The organism is bacterium (genome assembly GCA_016703265.1).
Lineage (GTDB): Bacteria > Krumholzibacteriota > Krumholzibacteriia > LZORAL124-64-63 > LZORAL124-64-63 > CAINDZ01.
Window position 1 is genome coordinate 240522 of record JADJCK010000004.1, and the last position, 24713, is coordinate 265234.

Here is a 24713-nt window from a genome sequence, read left to right on the forward strand (position 1 = left end):
CGCAAGTTCAAGCAACCAAGGAAGCAAGGCTGTTGAAGCAATCAAACGAATCCGACCGCGATGAGGCAGCAAGGGCCCCCGTCGCGACCTGGCTGAGCGAGCGGATGCCTGAGCCCGTATCGCGGGCCATCGCAAGACTGTCGACCTGCGACGATGTGGTGAAGATCGCCGTGATGCCGGATGTGCACCTGGCTGCGGACGTCTGCAACGGAGTCGTCGTGGCGACGCGGGAGCGACTCTATCCGCAAGCTGTCGGTGGGGATATCGGCTGCGGCATGACCGCACTGCGGCTTGACGGCAGCGCAGGTCTCTTGCGCTCCCGGCATCAGGCGCAGCAGATACTGAAGGGGCTTGAGACGGCCGTGCCGATCGAACGTCATTCGCGGGCCACCGTCGCCGATGAACTGCCCGGCGATCTGCGCGACCAGCCCCTGAGCGATCCTGCAATGGCGCTGCAGGCCGCGCGCACGGGCCTGTTCCAGCTGGGTACGCTGGGGCGTGGCAACCATTTCCTGGAGATCCAGGCCGACGACCAGGACCAGCTCTGGCTGATGGTCCACAGTGGCTCGCGGGGTCTTGGTCAGGCGATTGCGATGCGGCATCTGGCGCGCGCGGAGGATTCCGGTCGCGGCCTGCGCTCGCTGGACGCGGGCAGCGACGACGGCAAGGCCTACCTGAACGACATGGACTGGGCGGTCCGCTACGCCAGCCGGAGCCGACTGGCCATGGCTCGCGCGGCGGCTCACCTGCTCGAAGCGGTACTCGGCGCTCCGGCGGTCGAGAACTCGCTTGTCGACACCCCGCACAACCTGGTTCGCCAGGAGAACGTGGCCGGGCAGCAGCTCTGGATCCACCGCAAGGGCGCCATGGGCGCCCGGGAGGGAGAGCCCGGGGTGATTCCCGGGGCCATGGGCGCCATCAGCTACCATGTCACCGGACGCGGCAGCGAGGAAGCGCTGAACTCGTGCTCGCACGGGGCGGGTCGCGCCATGAGCCGAACGGAGGCGCGGCGGCGGATCACGCGACGCGATTTCGAGCGCCAGGTGGGAGACCTGTGGTACGACGAACGCCGCGCCAACGATCTCCGTGAGGAATCTCCGGGCGCCTACAAGGACCTCCGCCTCGTAATGAAGGCACAGGCCGATCTCGTGCGTATCGACCGCCGCTTGCGGGGCGTGCTGACCTACAAGGGGATCTGACGCCCCAAACGCTGTCGGTCACACTGCGAAAGCCGCGCCACTGCGGAAATCGCGGATTGACCAGCGAAAGGGCTCCGTGGGATCATGGCATCGTTTGATGCGGTTCCGGGCTGGGGGCGGGATGCGATCTTGTGAGCTAGCTTCGACTTGATCTGACAGATCGTGCTCCAAAGAACAAACGATCTTTCAGGTCCAGTTGCCGCTGTCTCAACTAGCGCCCCTCTTGGCTTCGCACCCAGGCCTCGTCCTCCTCGGTGGCGTGCTGCCATAGAGAGGTCAGCCCCCACCACTTGATCCCGCCCCCGCGCGAGTCCGAACCGGCACACACACCAGGAATGCCGTCAGCGCCGCAGTACGTCACTTCGACATTCCACGCCTTCGTTGCATCTGCGATACGTAGGGCCTCGTCCAGATCCTGGATGTGCTCCGAGACCGTGATGTACGGCTTGCTTCTTCCTTCCTGTCGGCTCACCGTGAAGCTTCCTCCGATCCGTTCCACCATCAGCTTGTCCAGGTTCTTGCCGCGTTGCTCGCCTGCGCCTTCATCCGTTCCCTTGCAATCCCCGCAGACGCGATCAAGAGAGGTCCGCGTGACCCGACGACGGCAGTACCCGCACCGCTGGGGGTCGCTGCTCCAGTATCCCGTTTGGGGAAATTCCTCTCGTGACGCGCGCCACTCGACCATGCTCGGATGGTCCTCGGGGAGCCACGAGCCTTCACCATCTGTTGGTGACTCAGGGCAATTTCCGTGCAGGTAGCCCAAGATCCAGTATTCGGACTCACGTGAGCAGGACATGATCTCTGCCTTCGAGATCCGGGTGAACCCCTCCTTCGAAGGGCAGTACACCTCAATGCGTCCCGGATGTGTGTAGGGATTCCCCACCAGGTAGTGCCGAGCCGTCCCGCAAGTATCATTGATTTCCACCCACAGGCAGTCGTCAATCTCATACTCCGCATCCGATGCCGATAAGCGAACCTTCACGTCTGATCTCCCTTCCGGACCCCGCGCACTCGGAAACAGGTGGTAACGCCCAGGACTGGATTCACATGACGCTCATTCGAATCGCGTGACACAACTTCACGATCTGCGCATCCTCAAGATCAATATCAAGCTGGCGCAGGCGACGACGTCCCAACCGTCGATCCAGCATTGCGAACGCACGGATCAGGTCGTCTTCTGAATGAAGTGCCTCGTCGATGTTGCAAGTCAGATATTCCTCGACGGCACGGATGAACTCTTCTTCGTCGTAGACATCCTGCTCGGCCACTTCATCATGCGTGTATCTGGCATTCAGCTTCTTGTAGTACCCGGCGCCGAATACCTTCTCGCCGTCAAGGGTGATCCAGGCCTCGCCGACGTCGTCGTGCGCGCCGCGATATGAAGTCACGTAGATGTCGACCCGCTTGCTGAGCTCTGGGCACAGCATGCTCTTGAAGCTCTTTCTCTTGCCGGACCAATTCATCGCTTGCACAATCTCCTTGTTCACTCGTCGCGAGGCGGGCTCGTTCACTTTCGCGATACTGTCGCATCGGAATTGCGGGCGAGGCGTACTCGCTGCAGCCCAACAAAGAAGTCACAAAGCCTCAATTTCGACGCCGAACGTGACCCTCAATCGCTCTGATGCCAGCAAGCATCCGCTCCCTGGCCGCCGCATTGGCCGAATGGACGGCGATCTTCGGCGGTGAGAATTCGCGCAAAGCCACTTCCTCCTCGATCCAGAGGATCACGTCGTATCCCGTTCCCCTCGCATCGTCTCCCAGGTCATGATCCAGACTCAGCTCCTGTACGGCGCCGGTCTTGAGAAGTTCGATGGCTTCTGACGGCCAGTACACGCGAATCCAGCCTTCCGGCGCTGCGCGCTCGTCATCCAGAAAGACCTTCATGCCGCACCGCTCCTTCTGGGCGTCGAGGCCCCTGGGCGCTGCCGCGCGCCGGGCCTATTGCCCTGCACGCCGCCCGCCCCGCGCGCGGAAATCTGCGCCCTCGTACACCCGAATCGGATTCCCTCTCTCCAACTGATCGTGCCCCTCCCAGCGCTGCTGCCTGGCAGCATCCAACTGGCGCTCACCGCTGCGGTGCACCAGAATCGCCAACCGTTCCAGCGCGCGCTTGCGATTGGCGATCTGGGATCGTTCATCGCGAGCGATGGCCACCAGCCCTGTCGGGACATGGACAGCGCGGACGGCCGACTCCGTGGTGTTCACGTGCTGTCCGCCGGGACCCGAGGCGCGCATCACTTCAATCCGTACATCCCGCTCGGAGAACACCGGTGTCGCGGGTACGGGGACGCGCCGCACGCCGACAAACCAGTTCTTTCGCTTGTTTTCGGGCCGGAAGCGCGAGGTGCCGATCCACTGGACGGTGCCCTCAAGGGTCGCAGCAAAGGCGGCGCAGTCATCGCCGGACAGGTGAATCAGAGCCGAGAGGAGCGTGCCGGGTTCCGGCCCGGGCTCGGTTTCGATCAGTTCGGCGTTGAGTTCGGCCCCACGCGCCTCCATGAGGAGCACTTCGACCAGCTGTGCGGCCACCCAGGCGCACTCCACCGGCCCGCGGCCGGATGTGATCTGAATCAGCTCTGTGCTCATCTTTCCCTGACCTTGTACGTCAACACGGGGGTGAACGAGGCGATGACCCGGATCAGGCCGAACGTCTGCATGTTCTCGATGATCGTCTCGATGTCCTTATAGGCCTGGGGGGCTTCTTCGTACAGCAGGCTCTTGTCTTCGCAGATGACGTAGCTCCCCACGCCGGTCCGGCGCAGCGAGTCGGCGCTGTAGCGCTCCCGCAAGCGGCCCTCGCATTCCGAGCGGCTCCATTTGCGGCCGGCTCCGTGGGCCACGGACCAGAGATTCGGCTCCTGTTCGCCGCTCGGCATCACCAGATAGCTGGCTGCTCCGCGTGATCCTGGGATGACAACGGCGCCGGCATCAGAGGGGGCTGCGCCTTTGCGGTGCAGACAACAGGGCCCATCGTCGGTCGCCACCTGAGTGACGGAATTGTGCACCAGATCCACCACGCGGCGGTATCCGCTCCCCAACTGTTCGAGAAAGCGCAGCGCGATCAGTTCCCGGTTGGCGCCCGCCCAGCCAATGGCATTCTGGTGACGTTCCAGGTAGATCGCGGCTTCCTCGCCGCCGGCGGCCAGACTGCCATCGCGGAACCGGGTTGTATGGGCCCGCAGCAACGCTTCGCCGAGTCCGCGGGAGCCTGAATGCACCAACAGCGCAAGTGCGTCCTTCTTCAAGCCCAGCGACTGGAATGTCTCGGGGTCCGGGATATCCTTCGCGCGCAGGAGTTCCGCAAAGTGGTTGCCGCCACCGATCGTGCCCACAGATCTGGCATGGCCCTCTTCCCGGGCCCCACGCTCTTCGAGCCAAGCAACCGCATCGCCATCCCACGGCTCTTCCAGATGGCAGAGCTTCTTGGACCATCTTTCCGGCTTGGCTCTGGCCACCTCAAGATCGGTCGCGAACAGCCCCATACCGCAACCCACGTCCGAACCGACCAGATGGGGATAGAACTCCAGCCTCGAAAGCATGGCGGCGCCAACCGGCGAGCCCTTTCCCGGGTGCAGGTCCGGGAAGCCCGCAACCCTGACCATGCCGGACAAAGCGGCCACCCGCTCCAGCTGGCGAAGCGCTTCGCCCTCGATTCGGGCGTCAGAGGTGGCGAAGAGTGAGATCGGCTTGTCGTTCACGGGATGCGTTCCTTCTGTATTTCGATCGGCTTGGCTCGGCACCAGGGATGTCCTCGGGGTGAACTTCCGTTTTCGTCATGTCGCAGGCATGCGGACCATTGTGACAGACGGCGTCACTTTGAATCGAACAGGGTATGCGGTTCCGAAGGCAGTGATTCGATCTCCTCGACTCGCCGGTGGTCTGTTGTCGCGATCGGCGGGCTCCAGGGCTCTACTCATAGATCTTGCCACAATAGAGCATGACTGCGAACTGCTTCCAGGGATTGTCAGGCGACAGCTCGCCGAAATCGGTGTCTTCAGCCCATCTGGCGGCCGCGCTCAGGAACGTGTCGATCTTCGTGTTTTCCCACCCACCCGCGTCCGGCCCATACCGTGAACTCGGCTCGGCGCGCTCGGCCGTGATCGCGCGCTTGCGATCCTCAATCAGTGCCTGGACGAATACGAGTAGGGTCTGGGAATCACAGACATCATCAAGCACCTCGTGCAGCTCTTTGCGCGGCGGCTCCACGGGTTGCGGTACGGATCTCGACACTCTCTTGGCGCGTTTTTGCGAGGACATGGATTCACTCACTCTTCTGATGTTCTGCCGTCACAACTGTCTCGTCGAGGACTGCCGTCTCCCAGCGACCGTAGAGCGTCCTCCACATCCCGGGCACCACCCAACCGAGCGCGTAGCGAAGCCTCGGCTCCGGATTGAGATGCCGCGGAATGAGAATCTCGTTCCCGCCCTCGGCCGTGAAGAGCCTGCCCGCGCCGTCGCCCGGCAACCGGCACACCACGGGACCAGGCGCCTCGCCGTCGAATACAGGACGGATGACGATGTGGCTTCCGCGCACGCCAACGACCGCCGACAGTTGAGGTATGCGCTCGAAGAGATCCCGCTCACGATGCGCGAAGTCTCTCGTTGCCTCCGCCTGTCGGCCCAGAACGCGCTCCAGGTCGATGCCCGCCCCCTGAGCGGTGTCGTACCACCACGCCGCGCCCGTGAGGTCGTGCCGAGCGCCGGGCCGCGCCATGCTCCCAAGAAGCCGTGCCGGCGCGTCCTTGCCGTAGGCATCAACGAGGGCCCGGAAGAACGATTCCCCCAGGGCATAGACCACCGCATCGTCGCGCTCTTCACACAATCGCTCGTCGTCGGACAGCAGATCGAATGCGACCGGATCCTTGACCTCAATGGCCGCCGCATAGCGTCGCAACTCCTCAAGACCGGCCGGATAGAGTTGGTGTTCCACAAACGTCGCCAGTCCTTCGTGCGCAAACCTGGTTGACGCCCAATGCTTCGCCATGGCACCTTTGCTCAGTTTTTCCACATACACGTGCGCCGTCTCGTGGGCGAGGACCGCCCGCACTGCGCTGTCCCCCAAAGCACGCTCGAGCGGAATCCTGATCTTCGTCCAGTGCGCATCCCCAAGAACGCCGTCCCGACTCTCGCCCCCCAGATCCGCCACGATTCTTATGTCAAGTGGCGGACACTGCAGGGCCAACGCCACAGCTTCGCAAATGCTGTCCGCCGCAGCTATCAGGCCTCTTGCGTCCGTCTTCTGGGACGTGCGATAGACGAACTCGTAGTAGCGCGTTTCCTGCCTCTGGAATGCCGCCTCACCGCCTGGATGGCGTTCATCCTGTGTGTCATTGTCACTGCCGCCGTCGCCCAGCGCAACCATTCCCACGATCCAGATCACTGGCAGCGACCACGTCCCGATGCGCGCAGCGCCAGCAGCCAGCGCTCGCCGGCGCGGGGAACGAAGTCCACCGCCACCAGGCCATGCATTGAGTTGGCTGAATCCGACTGTGACTAACGCAACAGCCGTCACGGCGAGGCCAGCGTACAGAAGACTCTGTCGCCAAGCGACGGGTGCCGGTGGATCCGCAAGTGCGGCGCCAAGGTATCGGCTTGGGTCCACGTAGGCGATCACCTTCCAGTCGGCTTCGCGCAGCCACATGAAGCCCCAGATCACCGCTGCCGACACCAGGGCGTACCATTTTCCGGCGAGCGAGATCATCAGGGCGACGCTATAGATGGCGATCGCGACAATCAGCAACTGCGCCAGCACCCCCATTTGCGTTCCAGCGTGAAGCGGGGCATCCAGCGAGGTCTTCGTCCACGCCTGCTGCACCAGATCGTAACCACGCTGGGGCAAGATCATGAGTACGATGGCGCCGGCGCCGGCGCACCACTTGGCCAGGAGCACCCGGGTGCGCCCGACCGGAAGCGTGTCCAGGAACTTCAGTGTGCCGTCGCGGGCCTCAGCTCCGGTCTGGCCGGCAGCTATCAGGAATGCTACCAAGACGATCCACAGCACCCATTCATCCACGAACTCTGATTGAGGGCTCGCATCGGGCATATCCAGGAACTCCGTGCCCATGACAAAGACGAAGTCCACGAGCCAGATCGCCGCCGCGAGCATGAGCGCCGGCGCGACGGCACGGAGTTCCTTGCGAATCAATTGTCGCATCACGAATCGGACCTCCGTGCCGTGTCTGCGCTTGCAGAGCGCCATTCGGCCCATTCGGCCACGAAGTCCTCCAAAGTGGCCCCGGTGGCGCGCCGCCAGCGGAGCGAAACCGGGTGTGCCGCGTCCCGGATTGACGCCACGGCATTGCGGCGCACTTCACGGCCGAGAACGTCGCCGAGGAATGTCCTCAAGGCTACGGAACCATAGCGTTGTGCAGCGAACCTGAGTCCGCCTGCTGCCATGGAGCCCGCTTCATCAGCGCCTACCCGTTCACGCAATGTCAGCCAGGCATCCAGGTCGTGACGATCAACGACTTCCATATCTGCCCTGCCGCAATCCCCGGCGTCGGCGATGGCGGAATCGACGCCGGCAACCGTTCCAGGCCACCAGGACACGAACCCGTCCAGTACCCACGACGTCTGCTCGCGCTCCAGCCGCCCGAGGCTCCGGGCCAGGAGTGCTTCCCGAATCACGCGCGCTCGGAGCTCCTCGCCCTCGCCGGCCAGCAGACGCAGATCCAACCTCAGCATCACGCCCTGTTCGTGAACTATGTCGCCAGGACTGATCTCATGTGGAAGCATGTTTCGACGGTGCACGAGATGTACCGGCGGCAGGTCCTCACAGTCCAGATAAGTGGCCAATCGGTCGAGATCCCCGCTTATCCATTGCGCCACCCGTTCCATTGCGGCCTGCTCCTCCGGTAGCAGATCACCGACAGCAGACGCCACGACGACGCGCGTACGCAGGCTGACGATCTCTACGGCGCCGGGGAACTGGAGGGGGCGATTGTGCTTTCGATTCTCGTCGTACGTGAAGCGTATGATTGCAATCGCGAGCAGCAGACTGATGATCACCGTACGCTCCCTGGAGGACATTCGCTGCGCCAGCGCCGGGCCCAGGTGCCCCCCGAAACCCGCTCCCAGCGCGAACGCCACAGAGATCCAGACCAGGCTGGCAAAAGCAGCCACAAGCAGAGCGACCACTGGAAAGTCGTAGCGCTCGTAAGCGAAATCGGAACCCACGAGAGCCCAAGGCATCGCGTGTTCAAAGCCGCGGGCGGGCAGGGTTGGCATGAACACCAGGACGGCAATCGTCACCACGACAACTGCGAGCCGGTAGCGCCCGGTGAAGGCCCAGGCGAATGTGAAGCTGTACACGAGACCGGCATGAGCGAAGGACCGGGCTGCGATGATCGCAATCTGCCGCGCCGTCACGGCATCTGTTGTTCTGCCGGCCCAGACGGCCAGGCCCAAACCGACCGCCAGTCCCAAACCGACCGCCGCTATTCCCAGTATGAACTTGATGGCAACCATACGGCTGCGTGAGATCGGAATGCCGTCAATGAAGACATGAACCGGATGATGGTACTCCGAGGCAACCAGAGCCTGGGCCAGCACGAGACAGCTGATGGGCAGCAGACTGAAATGGAGCAGCCGCAGAGCTTCCAGCGGCGTGTCGTTGGACTTCCCGATCACCGGCAGCGCGGCTATCAGCAGTACGCTCCCCGCAATCACGAGTACAGTGGCGAGGAGCAGGCCGCGGTGCTGGCGCCATTCCTTGACGAGAATTCCGTACGTCATGACGAGGCTGCCGGCGCGCGTACGAACGCCACAAAGATGTCCTCAAGCGACAGCGGTACGCGGGTCGATCCTGGAGGCAACGTGTCGTCCGACCACGCACCAGAGCGCGAGTGCAGTGTGACTCGCCGCATCTCGTCAATGGTGGCGTCGTTCCAGATAGCGAGATCGTTGTTCTGCGGCAGGTCGGCGCCAACCGGCACGAGGTATTGCCGCACACGATCGCGAAGCTCAGCCATCGCGCCCTCGAAGCGCATACGTCCCTGATGGATGATGCCGACGCGATCCGCACAGCGCTCCACCTCGTCGATCAGATGGGACGAGAACAGGGTTGTGCATCCGCGTTGGCGGGCTTGCTGCGTCACGAGCTCCATGAACTCACGGCGAGCGAGCGGATCCAGCCCGGCCGTGGGTTCGTCCAGGACCAGCAGATCGGGGTGGGGCGCCACCGCGAGGGCCAGAGCCAGTTTGGCCGTCATGCCCCCCGACAGCTCGCTGCACCGCCGTCGCTCCGGGATATCGAAGATCCTGAGCAGGCGGGCGAACTCCGCTCCGTCCCAAGTGGGGTAGCAGGCGCCGACGAAACGGCCCAGATCGGCACATGTCATCCACGGATAGAAGTGTTGTTCCTGAGAGACGTAGCCAATACGTCGCTTTTCCTGGATGGAAACCCGCCGTATAGGCCTGCCGAGCAGCTTGAATGTGCCGGCGTCAGCCGAGAGGATTCCCATCAAGAGACGAATTGTAGTAGTCTTGCCGGCGCCGTTGACGCCGAGAAAGCCGTAGATCTCGCCACAGCGCACCGTAAGATCGACTCCGTCGACCGCGGCAAACTTGCCGAAGCTGCGCCTCAGTCCGCGTACTTCCAGGAATGCCGCTGCGCCATCCGAAGTCGCCACCAGTGGGCTCGGTTCGTTGGGCAAGTGCACGTCACTCACTCCTCGGGTTCGCGGACCATCCCGGATCGATCCGAATCGATCGGCGCCTGTCGTCATCTGCCTTGGTGGCCCGGGTTTCTGAAAATCCACGGCGCGGGTTTCGCGGGTACGGTCGGCCGTAGGCGCTCCCTGGGCGCGAACCAGCATCGGCGATCTTGTGAGTTATCGTCAACTGCCGATCGACGTTGCCCTGTTGCCGACGGACGCGTGGACTGCGGGCTCCTGATCCGGCTGCGCGCGGCAACCAATTCGTGAATCTGATTCAACGGCCTGACTCTCAGCAGCTTCAGCGTGAAACGCGAACAGATCCGGCAGCATTTTCTTGTAGCATGAGCGGGCAAGAAGGCAGGGAGAACGCGGCGAGACACATCTGCCCGTGTTTGAGACCGTCCGCCGACCCCGTCCAGGGCGCTTCGGTGCCCGGGTTTCTTGCCGCTATCGGGGCACCGCAAAGCGGCCGCCCCGCGGCTTCAGCGACTCGCTCTGTCACACGAACTGCCAACTGGCGACTATCACATCACGGCCCACGCCGACGCAGTAGCCAATTGTCGAGCCAATCCCAGGCGAGGTTAATCATGAATCGATCACCTTTGGTTTCGGCCGCCTACCGGACGGCCTTCGTCGCGCTCGCGCTTCTTGGCATCCTCGGTGTCCAGCGAGCGCAGGCCGGTAGCGCCTCTGTGCGCGAGCTCTATGCCCTTCAGAAGTTCGATGACGTGATCGTTGCGTGTCGCGGGAAAACCGATCACGAGAGCACGATCATGCGCGCCCTGGCCCTGTCGGAGAAGGCCGCCCTCTACAGGCAGTCGGTCGACAAGAAAGACCTGGACGCCGCAACTAAGAGCCTGAAGGACGAGCTGGCGGCCGCCGATCTGGAGCTGCTGGCCGATCTGGCGGCGATCTCCACCAACCCCAACGGATCCGCACTGGCGACCAAGCTGATGCAGGGCGTCCTACAGCGCGTGTCGACGCTCGAGGACATGAATCTTGTCGTAGAAGCGCTGAAAGCCAATCCGGGCCCACTGGGTACGGAGGCCGCCCTCAAGTCCGTGGCACGCCATCTCGACTACGTGCGCGCCTATGTTAACGACGGGGGCACCATGCCTGAACCGGAGCGCCTGTTCTTCGCCCGTGAAGATCTGATAGCTCTGCTTGTGGGCCAGCTTGAGACCAAGGGTTGCGCGTCCGTCGCCCAGAAGTGCTTGGTGTTGATCGAGGAACCCGCGTTGATGCCCTGCGAGAGCCGCGGCGGCGAGGCCGCGCTGGAGACGGCGCGCAAGATCCGCGCCGCCATAGCGACTCGGGAGAAGAAGCTGCCGGGAAGCGCCTGGCATGGGAAGCACTGACACCCGCCAGCGACGGAGGTCACGATCCCCTTGGCATAGTGATCGAAGGCGCGAAGTTCCTTGACGGCGTGCTGGAGTAGGCCGCCGGGCAAGAGGTCATACACAACACATGGCCATTGCTCTAAATGACACGTGGTCACCCCGCGTCGTCGGCCACACTCCAGCCGACGCCTTTGACTGTGATGTCCTCGGCGAACTATCACGAACGCCGCGCAAACTGGACTGTCACACGCCCGTAGTCGCAGCGACAAACATCGCTGTTGGCGCTGAGGCCGCACACCGGCCACGCAGCCAGATCGAGCAGATCATCGCGGGGCAACGAGATCAAACAGGGAGCACGAGACATGAGACAGGATGCAATGCGCAGGCTGAAGTTCGGAATGATTTGGCTGGTCGGGGGGATCATTGTGACCGTCGGTTCCTTTGCGGTTGCCGAGGACGGCGGCAGCTACGTCGTGGCTTGGGGAGCCATCGCCTGGGGAGTGATCCAGGTGCTGCGCGGGCTGGTGGGTATCGCCAGGTCATCGCGCGAGCACGCCGACCCGTCTGTGGGTGGCATCGTGGGATCAGCGGTTTCCGCCGGCTTCGAGCGCGCCAAGAGGGGCGACGACTGATTCCGAGCGTGAATCCTCCCCTGATCGCGCTGAACGCCGCGGGGATTGAGCCACAAGATGAGTGCCCCGCCGTGATTCACCGTGTCCATCGCCAACCCCTCGCGATAGCCCTCTGACACCCCCTGAATGTATCCCCCACCTGGGCGCCGTATCCGCCCTGCGCGGCTCGTCTAATGCACCACGGGCACCTGCTCAAGTTCGAATGAAGGAGTTCGCGGCTGAAGGAGGCCGCGGCCCGGGTTGCAAACCGCGGCACGCGTGCCTAGAATGCGACCGTCCAGTCGGGGCCGGGTGGAGGAAGTTGACCTGGCCACAGGTAGGGGACGTTGGGGTGGCCGCCGGGGGCGGCGGTCATCGGGCCAGAATCGGTGTCAGAAAGCGACTATTAGCTGGAGCGGTTCTTCGTCTCAATCAGGTGACGACCGACAATGACCTTTGACTCCCTGTATTCCAGATTCGCCTGGCAACCTATTCGCGATTGCCCCGGCCGGTTCGTCTTGCGCGGGGTCACGGCGACCGTTGGGCTTGTGGATCTGCTTGACGAGACGATGGTCGCTCGGCGTTTTGATTCGGTGCATGCGAAGGATGCCGTCTGGGTCGCTCGGTTCGACGATGGCGGGGTGATTTCGTATCAGCGAGGCGATGGGACCTGGCTGCACACGCTCTGCACGCCGGCGGGACTTGAGCGCAAGCTAAGGCAGCTAGAAATCCCCTACAGCGACTCTTGATCTTGCCGGCGCGCGGCGCCATGAAAAATGGTGGCGGCAATGCGGCTCCAAGGCATGCTTACAGAAATGCGCCCCCTCAACCTGGTTTCGCCTCCAAGAGCTGTCCGACCTTCTCTATCAGCACGGCAACGTCATTTCTGGCATGTTCAATGAATTCCAGATCGGAAGCACGCGCATCCCCAACAAATAGATCTATTGCGTAACCAACTCCGGGAGTGATTGCGTAGAGAACCTCGCCCTCGTCAGGGTGGGCGGGATCAGGAATGTGAATAGCCCACGGGTTAGTGCTTGCTGACTTGTATCTCTCAGTGATCTCCATCAACTCGGACTTGGTCATGGAAATTTCTTTGAACTGAGAAAGAAGCCTAGGTATATCACTGCGCGCCGCCACGATGAAGTGCAAGTCCTCGCCGGGTCCCCCGGGGATTTCAATATAGTCACCAGTCGTGGGTTTTCCCGGCTTGTGTCCAACGACAATGGTGCTGGTATGACTGTCGGACGGGCCTTCGGGTTTGGCCCACCAGGGCAACTTCGTCGCAGCACCGCAGCGACAGGCGATCTCCAGAAGAACTGGATCGTTCATTGCGCATCTCTTGTCAGATTGCATTGTGCCTCCAATTGTCCCAGATCTTCATCACGGCATCGGCCTCACCCAGAATCCCAATGATCTGAGTCTCTGTGATCTCGGACGTCCTCATCGGAACCTCCTGGCTGCAGTACGCCAAGAAGCTCCGCTTCTCAACTGTCTGGATTCGGGGGCAGCTTACGCTGGCACTCACAACCTATTGTCGACGCGACGGCAAGTGGGTGACACAGATCTCGCAGCCCAACACCTTGCTTCAGTGGCGGGTGCGGTTGGCGCAGGCACTGCTTTGCGCAGCCCGTTGCAACCGTGACCATCAGCCGCAAACAGAAGTTTCGGCGCCGGTCCCCGACCGGAAAAGCCAACCCGCCCCGCTCCCACCCGCGCGGCCACGTGCAATCTCAACTGTTTGGCGGTGCTGGACACCGCCTAGTCACGTTTCTGGCTGCTGAGAATCACCTCGCGGGCGCAATGGTGTAGATGGCCACGAAGTCAGGATCGACCAGAACTTCGCCAGTAGTTCGAAGATGATACTCCCCCGGCGTGGCCACATGAATGGCTGATGTATCGGGTGGCAGATTGAACTGCTCGCCCTCTCTCATTCCCTCCAGGCCCAGCAGGATTCCTTCGCGACTGTGCGCTCGCAGAACTCGGCCATAAAACTGCCCCTGCTTCTTGATCTCCCCGTTCTCTTCGAGAAACGTAAGGCCGACGAGTACTACCGAGCCAGTGAGAGACTGGGCGAATTCCTCGTTCCATGGTGTTTCGTCCGGTCGTGAATCAGTCATTCACTTCTCCTCAAAAGTTGTGTCCAGACGGCGTGGAGCAGCTGCCCAGCGCCGGCTTCAGCAGCGAAGACGACTGGCGTTGGCCGTGTGCATACACGGACCGTGACCGGCGGCTTCGTCTGCTGCAAGATCCGGCCAGGTGCCATCCACCGTCGCGATTCATGGCCCTCGCGACCTGCCATCGCCAGGACGCCTCTTCCTTCCGGGCAAGCCGTACTCGTGAAGCATACTCGCTGGCAGCACCGTTCCAAGATTCGGCAGCGCAGAAGAGAGCGCCGCGCATCCGCGTTCTCGATGTGTATGCGCACGACGCTATTGGCTGCTGCAAATCTGCTCAGAGATCGCGCTTTCGGAGTATCCAGCCTCATCTCGGAAGAGCCCCTTCAAGCTCCACCCGAAGCGGCCACCGACCCTGCAGCTTACCCGCCTCCAAGTAGTCGTGGTGGAAGTAGCTGATGACCCATGCCGCTGAGCCGGGAAGTAGCGGTAGCAGCACACAGTCCGAGTTGGGGTTGCAAAGAAGAATGTCGGCCCAGCGGTCACGAAGCGTCGCGCTTTCGATCAACGCCGCCATCGATTCGTACTCCCAGAGAGCGACTGCATACTCATCCGCAGAACCGGTCAGCAACGTCTCGACGGCGACCTTCGCTATCGGCGCTTCCGTCGCCTCCGGCCACCGCCCCGAGTACACCAGCTCGAACCGGCCCGTGTCGAGTTGGGGTGCCCAGGGAGCCCACGCCACTTGCGCCTCATGTGCCCAATCCGTGACAAGCGCTCGCGCCTCCGCATCCAAGATCCACGCACTCTCCGTCACATGCGCGAGTCCGAGATTTTCGAGAGCACTCCGATCGCTGGTAAGGTGCCGGCCCAACATGCGGAAGAGTGCGGGAGCGCCGCGGCATTCGCAATGCGCGATGCAGTACTCTCCAAAAGGGGAGCGCCTGATCGCAGGCGGAAGGCCTTGCGTCCAAAGGCGCAGTTCGTCAACCGTGCGCAACTCGGCCAGACGCGCGCCGAACCCCGCTGGTTGCCAGCGACGATCATCAGAGCCAATTGCCCGGACCAAATGGTCCCATCGACGCACGACCGCGTCTCTCAAGTCCTTGTCAAACATGTCACCATTACTCATGCCCGCCACTCCTTCATACAGCACGGCCGCATGCACCTAACACCAGCTTCAGCAGCGAAGACGGCTGGCGCGGACCGTGCATCAGCACGAGCCATTACAGATGGCCTCATCTGCTGCAGGCTTTGGTTGACACTTGACACCGCATCAACGGCATAACGGTTTCCACTAGCCGTCACTTGAGCCCAATTCTCTGTAGATGCCACCAGGGCCTCCGTGATTCCTGCTCTTGCGACGCGTCATCACCATCTCCAGCGCGCCAAAACGCACCGCGATTTCCCTGTACGGCCCACCCGCCTCATCGCGACCGACCCAGAAGATCATCCTATGCTCAAACAGCCCAGCGGCGATGGCGTCCACTTCATCACGGAGCAGTTCGGCGCAGTGACTGCCCGTGTCGTCTTGAAGAGTCGCCACCGAGCGCCAAGCCCCGGCGTCGGTGTTCTCCAGATCCACCGCGGCATACTTGAGGTCAAGATCGAAGTACCCACGGTCAAGATCGCCACACCGAAGCACAAGATGCAGACTGCACGCAATTCGATCCAGCGTAACGGCACGAATTAGACCATCGTGAAGACTGACTTCAGACGCCAGAGCATATAGAGCCGGCGGAAGCACAGGCTTGAGCTGGCGGACATGATCGCCATATGCAGAAGCCACTGCCCGGCGCTCGCCATCAGGCATATCACCGGACAACCACCTGTCCGTAAAGTATCTCACAGCCGCACCCCCGATCCATCTCTTAAGTAGCCGCGTCGCCCGCCCGCCGCAGCGTGCGGATGTCCAGTACCGCGACGACGCACGGATCGGCGCAGTCGCGGACGAAGCGATCCCGGGCGACCAGCCCCAGCAACACGTCGGGGTATGGTCGCGCCTCAACCGACAGGAAGACATGCAGCATACTTCGCGAGCAACCGAAGCGGACGACGGCGCCGAGCGGGCCGTTCAGCCGCTCTACGGAGATCTGCCCGGCCGGAGCATCCTGGGGTCCGAGTGACCGGGATGCAACGGACCGCGCGTGCTCGGCCAAGTTCAGCTCGGGATGGTCACTTTCACAGGCGACGCAGGTGCCGTGCTCGAGTAGTGCCAGACCGACCGCTGCCCGGTCGACGACCGCAGGAAGCGCGGCCAACACCGCCTGCCGGCGCAGAGTGCGGCGTACGGGCTCCAGAACGAGGCCGAGCTTGTTTCCCCCCTCACCATCGCCTCCGTCGGCCCAATAGTCGTCGTTCCGCGTGTGCTCTACGAGGCGTGCATCGCAGGTCGCCAACAGGATCTCCCGTATGTCGTCGTGCTGCTCGAATTTCGCCAGCACGCATCTTTCCATGACGGCATCTTTCACGGCCGCCCAGTCCGCACGCAGATTGCCATCCCTGCCGCGCCCTATGCGCGCCGCCCTGCCGGGCGTGGTCGCGCTGCGAATCAGGTCCTCCTTCGGAGTACCCGCGTACTTCTGTGCCTGGAAGTAGTGCTCTGTCGTGGGCCAGACCTTGCCGTCCAGAGTGATCGGATGCGCCGAGAAGTTCGAGAAGCAGCCGTAGGCGTCTTCTGCCCGATAGAAGAGGATGCGCGGCTCGTCATCATCGTCAAGAGTGTCGTGATCGGACTTACCGCACATGACATCGTCCCCCTGGCAGTCGAACGGCACGTTTCGGGTTCGAAAACTGCGTACACGCACTGCGCCCATCGCCGGTCAGGCCTCTCGGCGGGACCTTCAACTGCCCCTGCCATGGCGATTCAGTATTCGCGAAGATCTTCCAGGCTGACCTCGATGCCGCCTTCGCCAGGCTCAGCTGCCAGCGCCTTGTCGTAGAATGGGGCCTCTCGTCCGCGCCGGTCCGATCGGCTCCGCTCGCGGCGGCCCACCTGCCTGTAGATCTCGGCCATCGCGATCGTTGCGAAGAGCCGATAGTGATAGGCGAATTCGCTGTGCGGCAGTTCGATATGGACGAGCGTGGCACCAGCGAACCGCTCTGTCGCCAGATCAGCGGCGCACATGCGGGCCTCGTCCGGAATGACGATCAGCTGTTCCGGGCCATTGGACAGTCGGGCCTGCCCAAGTGGTGTTCCCATTCCCCTGGTGTTTACGACGACGACCTCCCGGAACGACAAGCGCGACCCCGGTTCACCGGCACCAGCCTGGTGGTATTTCGACTGGCGCGCGGCGGCACGCCCCTCCGCGCGCTTCCAGCGCTCAGATCCGAACCACACGCCGCCGGGATCATCGATCAGGCATCGGCGCCAGCCGAACGCGCACGCGGAGCGGATCGCGCTGCCCAACTCCACATGATCGTCGCCTCCGACCAGCAAAAGCTCGGGGCGACGGCCGTCCGGACTTCCGCCGGCGCGCATCCGGCCGACCCCACCCCGTGTCAGATAGTAGAGGCCGACCCCCGAAGCGGCGGCGACATTGAGGCAGTTGATCGCTTTGGAGTCCATCGGGATCTCCACGGCTGCAGACATGGAGGCCGTCACTTCGCGGGACAGCCCGCGGCGCTCGTTCCCAACGATGAGCGCGGCCGCCGTCGACCGCGGCAGCCGGTACCCGTAGATGGCTTGGGCGCCGGCGCTGTTGTCGAAACCAATCAGGAGGGGGAACGCCTCCGTGAGCGCGGCGATGGTGACGTCCGGCACTGCAAGGCCGTCTTCGTCGCCTCTCGCTTCCGTCAGCCCTTGCGTATCGCGGAAGAGGCATGTGCAGCCGAACATCTCGGCGGCGTGCATCATCGTCTGCGCGTTGTGGTGGTTCTCGATGCCGTCACCAACGAGCGCAATTCCAGCTGTCTTCATCGGTGGACGTCCTTCTGTGCGACTACTCCGCGCAGCTGATGTCTCCGTCGATGTCCGCGGAAAGGGCCGTCGGCGCCCCACCGTGCTTGCTGCGCGTTGCTCAGTCCGTCTCTTGATCGCGTTTGCGCCCGAAGGCGCCCGTCGCTGCCGCCTGCCCCGTCCAGTTGATCCGACATTGTCGCGCGAACGCATCGGCAAAGGCCTCATGGTCGCTGGTCCTGGCTGCCGCGCTTCGCATTCGGCGACGGGAGTGTTGGATCAGGTGGTGACCGATCTCATGGACCAGCACGTCGAAGAGCATAAAATCACGAAGTGCCGCCCGGCTGGGCCAATCAACGACGGTGACGGTGCCGGCGTTGACGACCTCGACACTCGCACCCGCCCGCTCCAGCTGCGCCACCGCCCCGGCGTCGACAATCCCGTCGATCCGCCACGGAGGAGGAGGCTGGGCGAAGAGAGTGATGCACCCGGGATTCTCGTACCGCCCCAGTTTCAGCTGCCGGGATCCGTCATTCGCCGAACCCAAGGTGATGCAGCGCAGGCCATAGTAGCACTCCGGCCCGAGGCGCAGCAGGGCTTGTCTGATCTCCCGCCTGTTCAGGACGTGCTCACGACCAGGCCGGGGACGAGTCTCGACAATCCGCGGAAGTATCGCCCGACGAATCCGACGCGGCTCGCTGGGCTGCGGCACAACGCCTCTCAACTTGAGCTGCCTGGCCACCCGCCGTCGCTGCCGCGCATCGCCCGCGCTGCGCGGCGCCCGCGGATCGGCCGTGCGATCGGTCGCGATCAGGATCCGTGGTCTCGTGTGCTTGCTCCGGGACATGAATTGCGCCCCCGTACCTGCATTGCAGCATCGGCGTGCCTCGCATGATGACCGATCTGGGCCGCGCGTGCCCGGGACGACACATATTGTCAGGGATCGTTTGGGTGCGGTCAAGCGGCGCGTGTTCTTGCGTGATGCGCGCCGGACGCAATTGAGGTGGCGGAGGTAGTGCGACGGCAACGGGGCGTCACGGGACGGATTCAGAAGCCGGATCAAGGCAAGGCGCTGTTCGATTGACCTCTGGTTCGGAGTTGCGGATACTGAAGAGGGCCACGCGATATCGCGTAGCTCTTGAAGGGGGGTAATGGCGCCATGGAATTTCCTCGCCCCACGCCGTTGCGACTCATAGCGGAGAAGACATGGGCGATTATCCAGGCGGGCGGCTATACCGCCGATGATGGCATGCGCATCGAAATCGCACAGGAGATCGCAGCTGCGGTCGCCGGCACACAGCTCTTTGATCTAGGGCGTCTCGAAAGCCTGCTCAATCGTGCTGGCGGCAACGGGCCGCGTGCCGCGATCGAGGTGACGGGCGAACTCACGCAGGAGGCGGCCAGACGAATGATCCTGGACGAGCGCTGCAAGGACGTGCTTCTGCTGAACTTCGCGTCCGCAAAGCGGGTCGGGGGCGGGCTTCTGACTGGCGCGAAGGCCCAGGAAGAGGATCTCCTGCGGGCATCAGCGCTGTACCCCTGCCTGCTGAAGGTTCCTGAATACTACAGCCGCAATCGGGAATGCGGACACCTGACCTATACTGACCACATGATCGCGTCGCCACGCGTGCCATTTTTCGGGTCAGCGCGCACGCGCTGCTCCATCGACCGTTTTTTGCGACCGTCATTTCGGCTGCGGCCCCGAACGCGATGGCACTCACCCTCCCGTGGCCGGCCAGTCTCGAGGACCGCGACTACCAAGCCATCCTGCGCCGCCGCGTGGGCATGGTGCTCGCGCTCGCCGAGCATCTCGGCAGTCGTCAACTTGTTCTGGGCGCCTGGGGTTGCGGGGTGTTCCGCAACGACCCCGAATGGGTCGCGGGTTCATTCGGCCACTGGCTCGAGCACACGCGTTTTGCGGGCTCCTTTGATCGTGTGGTGTTCGCCATCCGGGACCGGAACACGGCCAACCGCATGGTCTTCGAAAAGCGCTTCGCCACCTGAATTCTAGCCGAGCGGAACAAGCCGTGCCCGGCGCGGTGTCCGCGTGCCCGCCTATTCGGGGCTTCTGGCGTCATTGGTCGAAAGCACGGCAGTCTCATCCTGCCGGGATGCACCGCGCCAGATCGCGCCGTAGCCATAGGACCCTGGCGATCTGCTGTCCCAATAGTAGGAGCCATTGGTCTCCACACAGATGGCCCAGCCGCTCTGCGCGCGCGCTAAGCGCATCGCGTCGGGGAGCCGCTCCATGCCGGCCTCGATCGGCATCCATGGCTTCGATTTGCCCGCCTGCACATTCACGGTGAACACAAGGCCTCGCCGACGGGCCATTTCGGCATCAAGTTCGAGACCGCGCTCGGCGTCGAAGCCGGCCGTTCCTGCGCATGTTGCACACCTGTCCTCGAGTGTCGTGGGGAGGAGGCGCTTTCTGCACATCTCACATCTACGATTCTCGTTCCAGTGGCCGGTGAGGGGGAACTCATCCCTGGCCATCCCCCATTCGACCATCTCCGGTGCATCGAAGTCGAACCAGTCGCCTTCCGCGTCAAGGGGCGGTGCAGGAGTCGCCCCATGCAGGAAGCCGGCTATCCAGTACGCGGCCTCGTGGGATTGATCGACGATTTCGCTCTTGCTGATTCGCGTCGTCTTTTGCTGAGCGGGGCACCAGACGAGGATTCGACCGGGGAACGTGAAGGCGTTTCCAACCAGATAGTGACGTCGTTCACCGCAGCCGGCGTCGAGATCCACCCAAAGCGTCTCGTCCAGGCGGAATGCCAAAGATCCATCGTTGTTTCTGACGTCAATCATCTCCGACTCCGGGCTCGCGCCAATGGCGCATACAGGCCAGGTGGTGAGGGCTCCGTCTGCAGACTGCGCAACTAGCGGTGACCTCCGTCAAACCGTCCTCGCCAACCGCGCTTCTCGATGGAGAGGACGTTCGACACGCTCTTCAAGGACTGCAGATAGACCCCCATGAGCTGCAGCTCATTGTCTTCTGGATCGCCTTCGTAGTCGGACGCCAGGACGAGATTGCCATAACTTCTTGTCCATTTTGCCGCTGTATTGTCGACGACAATGATCCTCTCAAGATCGTAACCGAGCTTCTTGACCTTCTTGATGTTCTTGGTATGACGATAAGCGAAGTCATGATGATCAAACTGCAGTGTGCAGCGTTCGCGCGCCCAGACGAAATCAAGTTCCGCGCGCGCGCCGAACAGGTGGTCGACAACGCCGGCAGCATAGGCCTCCGTCGCTGAGGTCCAAACCGCCAACCGGAATGCCGCGGCACACGAAGCAATGAACTCTCGCACGAAGGGTCGCTCGTAGCCGTGATACCCACCGACGCGGCAGTCGGCCGGCGTTTCCAGAGGCGGTATCGTTCCGAATATCAAGGTCTCGTCGAGATCCAGGATCAACAGCTTCCTGTCCACGCGTCCTCGCTTACATGTGCCGACTAGAGTTGCAGGCTTGCACGACCACTTCATTGTTGGCCGCTCGTCTCGAGCCCGGCCAGTCACGCCAATTGCCAGGATTCCACTTGCCCGTTGGTGCCTTTGACGTCCCAATCGAGAACTGCACTCATGTATGGCATCGCCTCGGCAAACCAGGACTTGGCCGCAATTCGGGTTGCCGATGAGCCGCAGACATCCTGGCGATTCGTCTATCCGGACCCACCATCATCAGGCGCGCGCTTGTAGTACTCGCGGACATTGCGATCGCGGTAGAAGTACCACACCAGAATGGCGATACTGATCACGCCCTGTACGACCCGGCCCCAGCGAGCGGTATCGCGGGACATGATGGCGGCTTCCCCGGTCGAATCGGCGATAAGCCCCAGATTGTTGATGCCGATCGATCCGTAGTGGATGACCGCGAGCACAACGAGTGCGTGTCGCGCGAACGAATGGCCGCGCCACGCCCCGGCCGCTGCTGCCGCGATGGCGACACTGAACGACAGTTGGTACGCCCAATTTGCTGGCGTCAGAAGACCAGCAGGGTCCTCCACATTGTCTACGCCGGCCATGATCGACAACGCAATGATGGGAAAGGCCGCCACGACAACCACCAGGTAGATCGTGAGCACAGTGACGGCTCGAGGCCGTCCCGCGCGGCGTGATTCCCGCCTTCCTGGCCGCCTGTGGATAGTGGAGCTTGGGCATGGACAGCCGCACCGGCTCTTCATCGACGACGACGAGATCCTCTTCGTGGGGTGCGTTCGTTTGGCTGGAAGCCGAAGTTGTCGTGGTCACCAACTCACGTGACGGTCCCGCACATCCCATTGCGATGAGCGAAAGGAAAACGTAGGCCAGCAAGGGCTTCATCATTCCACTCACTCCAAAGGGTACCTCGGCAGCCCTCAAGTACACCCGTGTAAGAAGTACATCCGTATAAGCGCGGAACGGACGCAGAGACGGCAATCTCTCTCCGGGAGACGGCCATCACCTCGCCGGCGAGGGCTGGCCGCCCTGAGCGCGCCGCGCCCGGCGATCGTCACGATTCCAGTCTCTCATCGAGATAGGCACGCACGGTCTCCGCGGAATCGAACAGCCCGTACAATTGGTCCTCATAGCACTGCCGTAGAAACTCCCCCATGTGTTGCCCTGGCGCCATACCGCGGGCGACCAGGTCGCGCCCCCGGATCAGCGGCTCCGGCCGACTGGCCGTGATGCCTTCAGCGTCAGCCTTGGCTAGCAGCCACTTGCCGGCCTCGAACTCACCGACCTCGATCGGCGGGCGGCCGCGCTGATCCGCTTCCGCCACGCGCACCAGGCGGTCGATGCGTCCGACCCGGCTCGCCAGCCTCCTGATGGCGGCGGCCGACGCCGAAGCCTGGAAAAGCTCGACCGGACGCAGGTGCTCCGCGACCAGCGGACAGACCTGGTCCACGAGATCCTGGTGTCGCGACATGCCGGCCAGGAAGCTCCGTGTCGGCTCAAGGCCGGCTTCGCTGTGACCCAGAGAGCGGATGCCCTCTCCGGTCGTCGCCGTCGTCAGCGGCTTTCCCAGATCATGGCAAAGCACGGCAAACCCGACGACGAGGTCTTCCCAATCGTCGCCAGTGCGCGCCGCGGCGAATGCGTCCAGGCAATGGCAGGTATGCGTCCAGACATCGCCTTCCGGATGCCAGTATGGATCCTGCTCACAGCCGATCAGTGCCTCCACTTCGGGAAAGAACCGCACCCATCCGCTTTCACGCAGGAAGCGCAGCCCGCGCGACGGCTCCTCGCCCTTGAGGATGAGCTTGGACCATTCCTCGAACACTCTTTCGGGGGCGAGCCCCTCCATGTCCAGGCCGCGACACAACGCAACGGTCTCCGGCGCCGCGTCCAGGCGGAAGCGCGCGCAGAACTGCATGCCGCGCAGCACCCGCAGCGGATCCTCGGCGAACTGTTCCGATGTGTGGCGCAGTATCCGTCGCTGCAGGTCCTCGGCGCCTCCGAACGGATCGACGATCTCCCCGGTCAGCGGATCGAACGACATGGCGTTGATGGTGAAGTCGCGGCGCCGGGCGGCGACATCCGGCGGCAGCCCGGGATCGGACTCGACGAGAAAGCCGCGGTGCCCGAGCCCCCGCTTCGATTCGCGCCGGGGAATCGAAACGTCGATCGGCCAGCTCTTGAGCTTGAGGATGCCGAACGCCTTCCCCGTGAGATCGACCGCGTGATGGCGCTCCAGCAGCGCCTGCACGTCCGCCGCGGGGATCCCGTACACCTCGAGGTCCAGATCGCGCGATTCCAGGCCCAGCAGGCGATCGCGCACCCAGCCGCCGACAAGCAGCGACCTGCCGCCATGCTGACGGAAGAGACGACAGAGATCTTCCGTGGCCTGCAATTCCGGGGTTGTCGGCTGCCAGTCCATGGGCTGGGCCTCGCTTCAGTTGACCCGCCACCAGGATCAGGCAGGATTGTCGATGTCGATGAATTCATGCTGGAGGTCGAACTGCGCGGCCACATGCTCGCCCAGCGCCGCCGCGCCCAAGCGCTCCGTGGCGTGATGACCGCACGCCAGGAAAGCAACACCCGTCTCGCGGGCCAGGTGCGCCTGCGGTTCCGAGATCTCACCCGTCAGATAGGCGTCGGCACCGGCGCCGATCGCCAGTTCGAACTGGCCCTGCGCACCACCGCTGCACCAGGCCACCCTGCGGAGTGGGCGCCCGTCACCCGGCACGAGCACCGGAGCGCGCCCCAAACGTTCTGTAACCAAGGCCGCCAGATCGGCGGCGGACGACATCGGTCCCACCGGCCCCACAAAGAGAAGTCCCTGTTCGCCGAGAACCTGCTCGACTTCGAAGTCCAGACGCCGCCCCCATTGCGCATTATTGCCCAAGGTGCGATGGGCGTCCAACGGGAGATGATAGGCGAACAGGCTGAGCCCGGCGCGTATCAGGGCCGCCACGCGCCGGTATCGCCAGCCGACCAAGCGGACGTCCTGCCCCTGCCAGAAGATTCCGTGATGCACCAGCAGCGCATCAGCGCCTGCCGCCGCCCCGGCCTCGATGAGTGCCAGGCTGGCGGTCACGCCCGAGACGACCTTGCGGATCTCCGGGCGGCCCTCGACCTGCAAGCCATTGGGGCAATAGTCGGCGAAGTTGCCAACTTCAAGCAAATCGAGAAGATAGCGCTCAAGGGCGTTGCGGTCTGTCACGTCGAAGACCCTTCTGTGTGGTTCCGCTCCGGCACGCGGATGGTGGCCGAGCTGTGGCTGGCGGCAATGTAGATGCCAATCATGGCGAAGCCCAGATTGAACTTCAGGCTCTCGGTCGTCGCAGCCTTTGGATGGACTTGTCGTCCGCACTTGGATGCTGTGACGGCGCATCAGACTTGGGGCCTCATAATATGAGCCGGCTTGGACTCGCGCGCGGGGACGGCGCATCTCGCTTGAACAGAAAGG

24 protein-coding genes and 1 pseudogene are annotated in these 24713 nt (G+C 63.1%); 5 read left to right on the forward strand and 20 right to left on the reverse strand.

Translation table 11 applies throughout. From position 1 onward, the window contains the following. The first annotated feature begins 32 nt into the window (after window positions 1–32). Window positions 33–1199, forward strand: a complete 1167-nt coding sequence (locus tag IPG61_08360; protein ID MBK6734089.1) for an RtcB family protein — start codon at window positions 33–35, stop codon at window positions 1197–1199. A 211-nt stretch (window positions 1200–1410) separates the two neighbouring features. On the opposite strand, the gene IPG61_08365 is transcribed toward IPG61_08360, so the two are convergent. The 9 genes from IPG61_08365 to IPG61_08405 form a co-directional block, all read right to left on the reverse strand. Further along, window positions 1411–2181, reverse strand: a complete 771-nt coding sequence (locus IPG61_08365) for a hypothetical protein (GenBank protein ID MBK6734090.1) — start codon at window positions 2179–2181, stop codon at window positions 1411–1413. A gap of 61 nt (window positions 2182–2242) precedes the next feature. Further along, window positions 2243–2686, reverse strand: a complete 444-nt coding sequence (locus tag IPG61_08370; GenBank protein MBK6734091.1) for a hypothetical protein — start codon at window positions 2684–2686, stop codon at window positions 2243–2245. Window positions 2687–2783: 97 nt separating this feature from the next. Then, window positions 2784–3083 carry a hypothetical protein gene (locus IPG61_08375; protein ID MBK6734092.1) on the reverse strand — a complete coding sequence of 100 codons (300 nt, stop codon included), beginning with the start codon at window positions 3081–3083 and terminating at the stop codon, window positions 2784–2786. A gap of 54 nt (window positions 3084–3137) precedes the next feature. Beyond that, window positions 3138–3785 carry a peptide chain release factor H gene (locus IPG61_08380; protein ID MBK6734093.1) on the reverse strand — a complete coding sequence of 216 codons (648 nt, stop codon included), beginning with the start codon at window positions 3783–3785 and terminating at the stop codon, window positions 3138–3140. Continuing rightward, entirely contained in the window at window positions 3782–4897 is a 1116-nt protein-coding gene (locus tag IPG61_08385; protein ID MBK6734094.1) for an RNA ligase RtcB family protein, read from the reverse strand. Before IPG61_08385 ends, IPG61_08380 begins: the two co-directional genes overlap by 4 nt. Before the next feature lie 211 nt (window positions 4898–5108). Further along, window positions 5109–5405 carry a hypothetical protein gene (locus IPG61_08390; protein ID MBK6734095.1) on the reverse strand — a complete coding sequence of 99 codons (297 nt, stop codon included), beginning with the start codon at window positions 5403–5405 and terminating at the stop codon, window positions 5109–5111. 55 nt (window positions 5406–5460) lie between these two features. Beyond that, window positions 5461–7356: an ABC transporter permease gene (locus tag IPG61_08395; protein MBK6734096.1), complete on the reverse strand. Its 1896-nt coding sequence runs from the start codon at window positions 7354–7356 to the stop codon at window positions 5461–5463. Continuing rightward, entirely contained in the window at window positions 7353–8933 is a 1581-nt protein-coding gene (locus IPG61_08400; protein MBK6734097.1) for a hypothetical protein, read from the reverse strand. The genes IPG61_08395 and IPG61_08400 overlap by 4 nt, the downstream gene beginning before the upstream one ends. After that, window positions 8930–9859 carry an ABC transporter ATP-binding protein gene (locus tag IPG61_08405; GenBank protein ID MBK6734098.1) on the reverse strand — a complete coding sequence of 310 codons (930 nt, stop codon included), beginning with the start codon at window positions 9857–9859 and terminating at the stop codon, window positions 8930–8932. Before IPG61_08405 ends, IPG61_08400 begins: the two co-directional genes overlap by 4 nt. 584 nt (window positions 9860–10443) lie before the next feature. Here IPG61_08405 and IPG61_08410 point away from each other — a divergent pair. Then, window positions 10444–11214 (forward strand): hypothetical protein, encoded by a 771-nt coding sequence (locus tag IPG61_08410; GenBank protein ID MBK6734099.1) that lies wholly within the window; start codon window positions 10444–10446, stop codon window positions 11212–11214. A 380-nt stretch (window positions 11215–11594) separates the two neighbouring features. Beyond that, the gene (locus tag IPG61_08415) at window positions 11595–11828 is read left to right on the forward strand and encodes a hypothetical protein (GenBank protein ID MBK6734100.1); all 234 of its coding nucleotides are present in this window, start codon (window positions 11595–11597) and stop codon (window positions 11826–11828) included. An 804-nt stretch (window positions 11829–12632) separates the two neighbouring features. Here the strand turns inward: IPG61_08415 and IPG61_08420 are convergent. The 3 genes from IPG61_08420 to IPG61_08430 all read right to left on the reverse strand — a co-directional run bounded on the left by IPG61_08420 (window position 12633) and on the right by IPG61_08430 (window position 15056). Further along, on the reverse strand, window positions 12633–13139 hold the full coding sequence (locus IPG61_08420; protein ID MBK6734101.1) for a hypothetical protein: 507 nt from the start codon (window positions 13137–13139) through the stop codon (window positions 12633–12635). Window positions 13140–13594: 455 nt separating this feature from the next. Beyond that, the gene (locus tag IPG61_08425) at window positions 13595–13927 is read right to left on the reverse strand and encodes a hypothetical protein (GenBank protein ID MBK6734102.1); all 333 of its coding nucleotides are present in this window, start codon (window positions 13925–13927) and stop codon (window positions 13595–13597) included. Between the two features lie 364 nt (window positions 13928–14291). Continuing rightward, on the reverse strand, window positions 14292–15056 hold the full coding sequence (locus IPG61_08430; GenBank protein MBK6734103.1) for a hypothetical protein: 765 nt from the start codon (window positions 15054–15056) through the stop codon (window positions 14292–14294). A 324-nt stretch (window positions 15057–15380) separates the two neighbouring features. Here IPG61_08430 and IPG61_08435 point away from each other — a divergent pair, with 324 nt between their 5' ends. After that, window positions 15381–15617: a hypothetical protein gene (locus IPG61_08435; GenBank protein ID MBK6734104.1), complete on the forward strand. Its 237-nt coding sequence runs from the start codon at window positions 15381–15383 to the stop codon at window positions 15615–15617. A 178-nt stretch (window positions 15618–15795) separates the two neighbouring features. Here IPG61_08435 and IPG61_08440 read toward each other — a convergent pair whose 3' ends face one another. The 3 genes from IPG61_08440 to IPG61_08450 form a co-directional block, all read right to left on the reverse strand. Continuing rightward, a complete protein-coding gene (locus IPG61_08440; GenBank protein ID MBK6734105.1) occupies window positions 15796–16671 on the reverse strand; it encodes an NADAR family protein in 876 nt (291 codons plus the stop codon). 119 nt (window positions 16672–16790) lie between these two features. Next, entirely contained in the window at window positions 16791–17843 is a 1053-nt protein-coding gene (locus tag IPG61_08445) for a hypothetical protein (GenBank protein MBK6734106.1), read from the reverse strand. A gap of 100 nt (window positions 17844–17943) precedes the next feature. After that, window positions 17944–18669: a hypothetical protein gene (locus tag IPG61_08450; protein ID MBK6734107.1), complete on the reverse strand. Its 726-nt coding sequence runs from the start codon at window positions 18667–18669 to the stop codon at window positions 17944–17946. 312 nt (window positions 18670–18981) lie between these two features. On the opposite strand from IPG61_08450, the pseudogene IPG61_08455 reads away from it, so the two are divergent. After that, window positions 18982–19826: pseudogene (locus IPG61_08455) on the forward strand (TIGR02452 family protein). A gap of 51 nt (window positions 19827–19877) precedes the next feature. Here IPG61_08455 and IPG61_08460 read toward each other — a convergent pair. The 5 genes from IPG61_08460 to IPG61_08480 all read right to left on the reverse strand — a co-directional run bounded on the left by IPG61_08460 (window position 19878) and on the right by IPG61_08480 (window position 24638). After that, entirely contained in the window at window positions 19878–20630 is a 753-nt protein-coding gene (locus IPG61_08460; GenBank protein MBK6734108.1) for a hypothetical protein, read from the reverse strand. Between the two features lie 71 nt (window positions 20631–20701). Continuing rightward, on the reverse strand, window positions 20702–21253 hold the full coding sequence (locus tag IPG61_08465; GenBank protein ID MBK6734109.1) for an HAD family hydrolase: 552 nt from the start codon (window positions 21251–21253) through the stop codon (window positions 20702–20704). A 230-nt stretch (window positions 21254–21483) separates the two neighbouring features. Further along, a complete protein-coding gene (locus IPG61_08470; protein ID MBK6734110.1) occupies window positions 21484–21906 on the reverse strand; it encodes a hypothetical protein in 423 nt (140 codons plus the stop codon). A gap of 407 nt (window positions 21907–22313) precedes the next feature. Next, on the reverse strand, window positions 22314–23681 hold the full coding sequence (locus tag IPG61_08475; protein ID MBK6734111.1) for a polynucleotide adenylyltransferase: 1368 nt from the start codon (window positions 23679–23681) through the stop codon (window positions 22314–22316). A 36-nt stretch (window positions 23682–23717) separates the two neighbouring features. Further along, entirely contained in the window at window positions 23718–24638 is a 921-nt protein-coding gene (locus tag IPG61_08480; protein MBK6734112.1) for a Nif3-like dinuclear metal center hexameric protein, read from the reverse strand. Window positions 24639–24713: the final 75 nt, after the last annotated feature.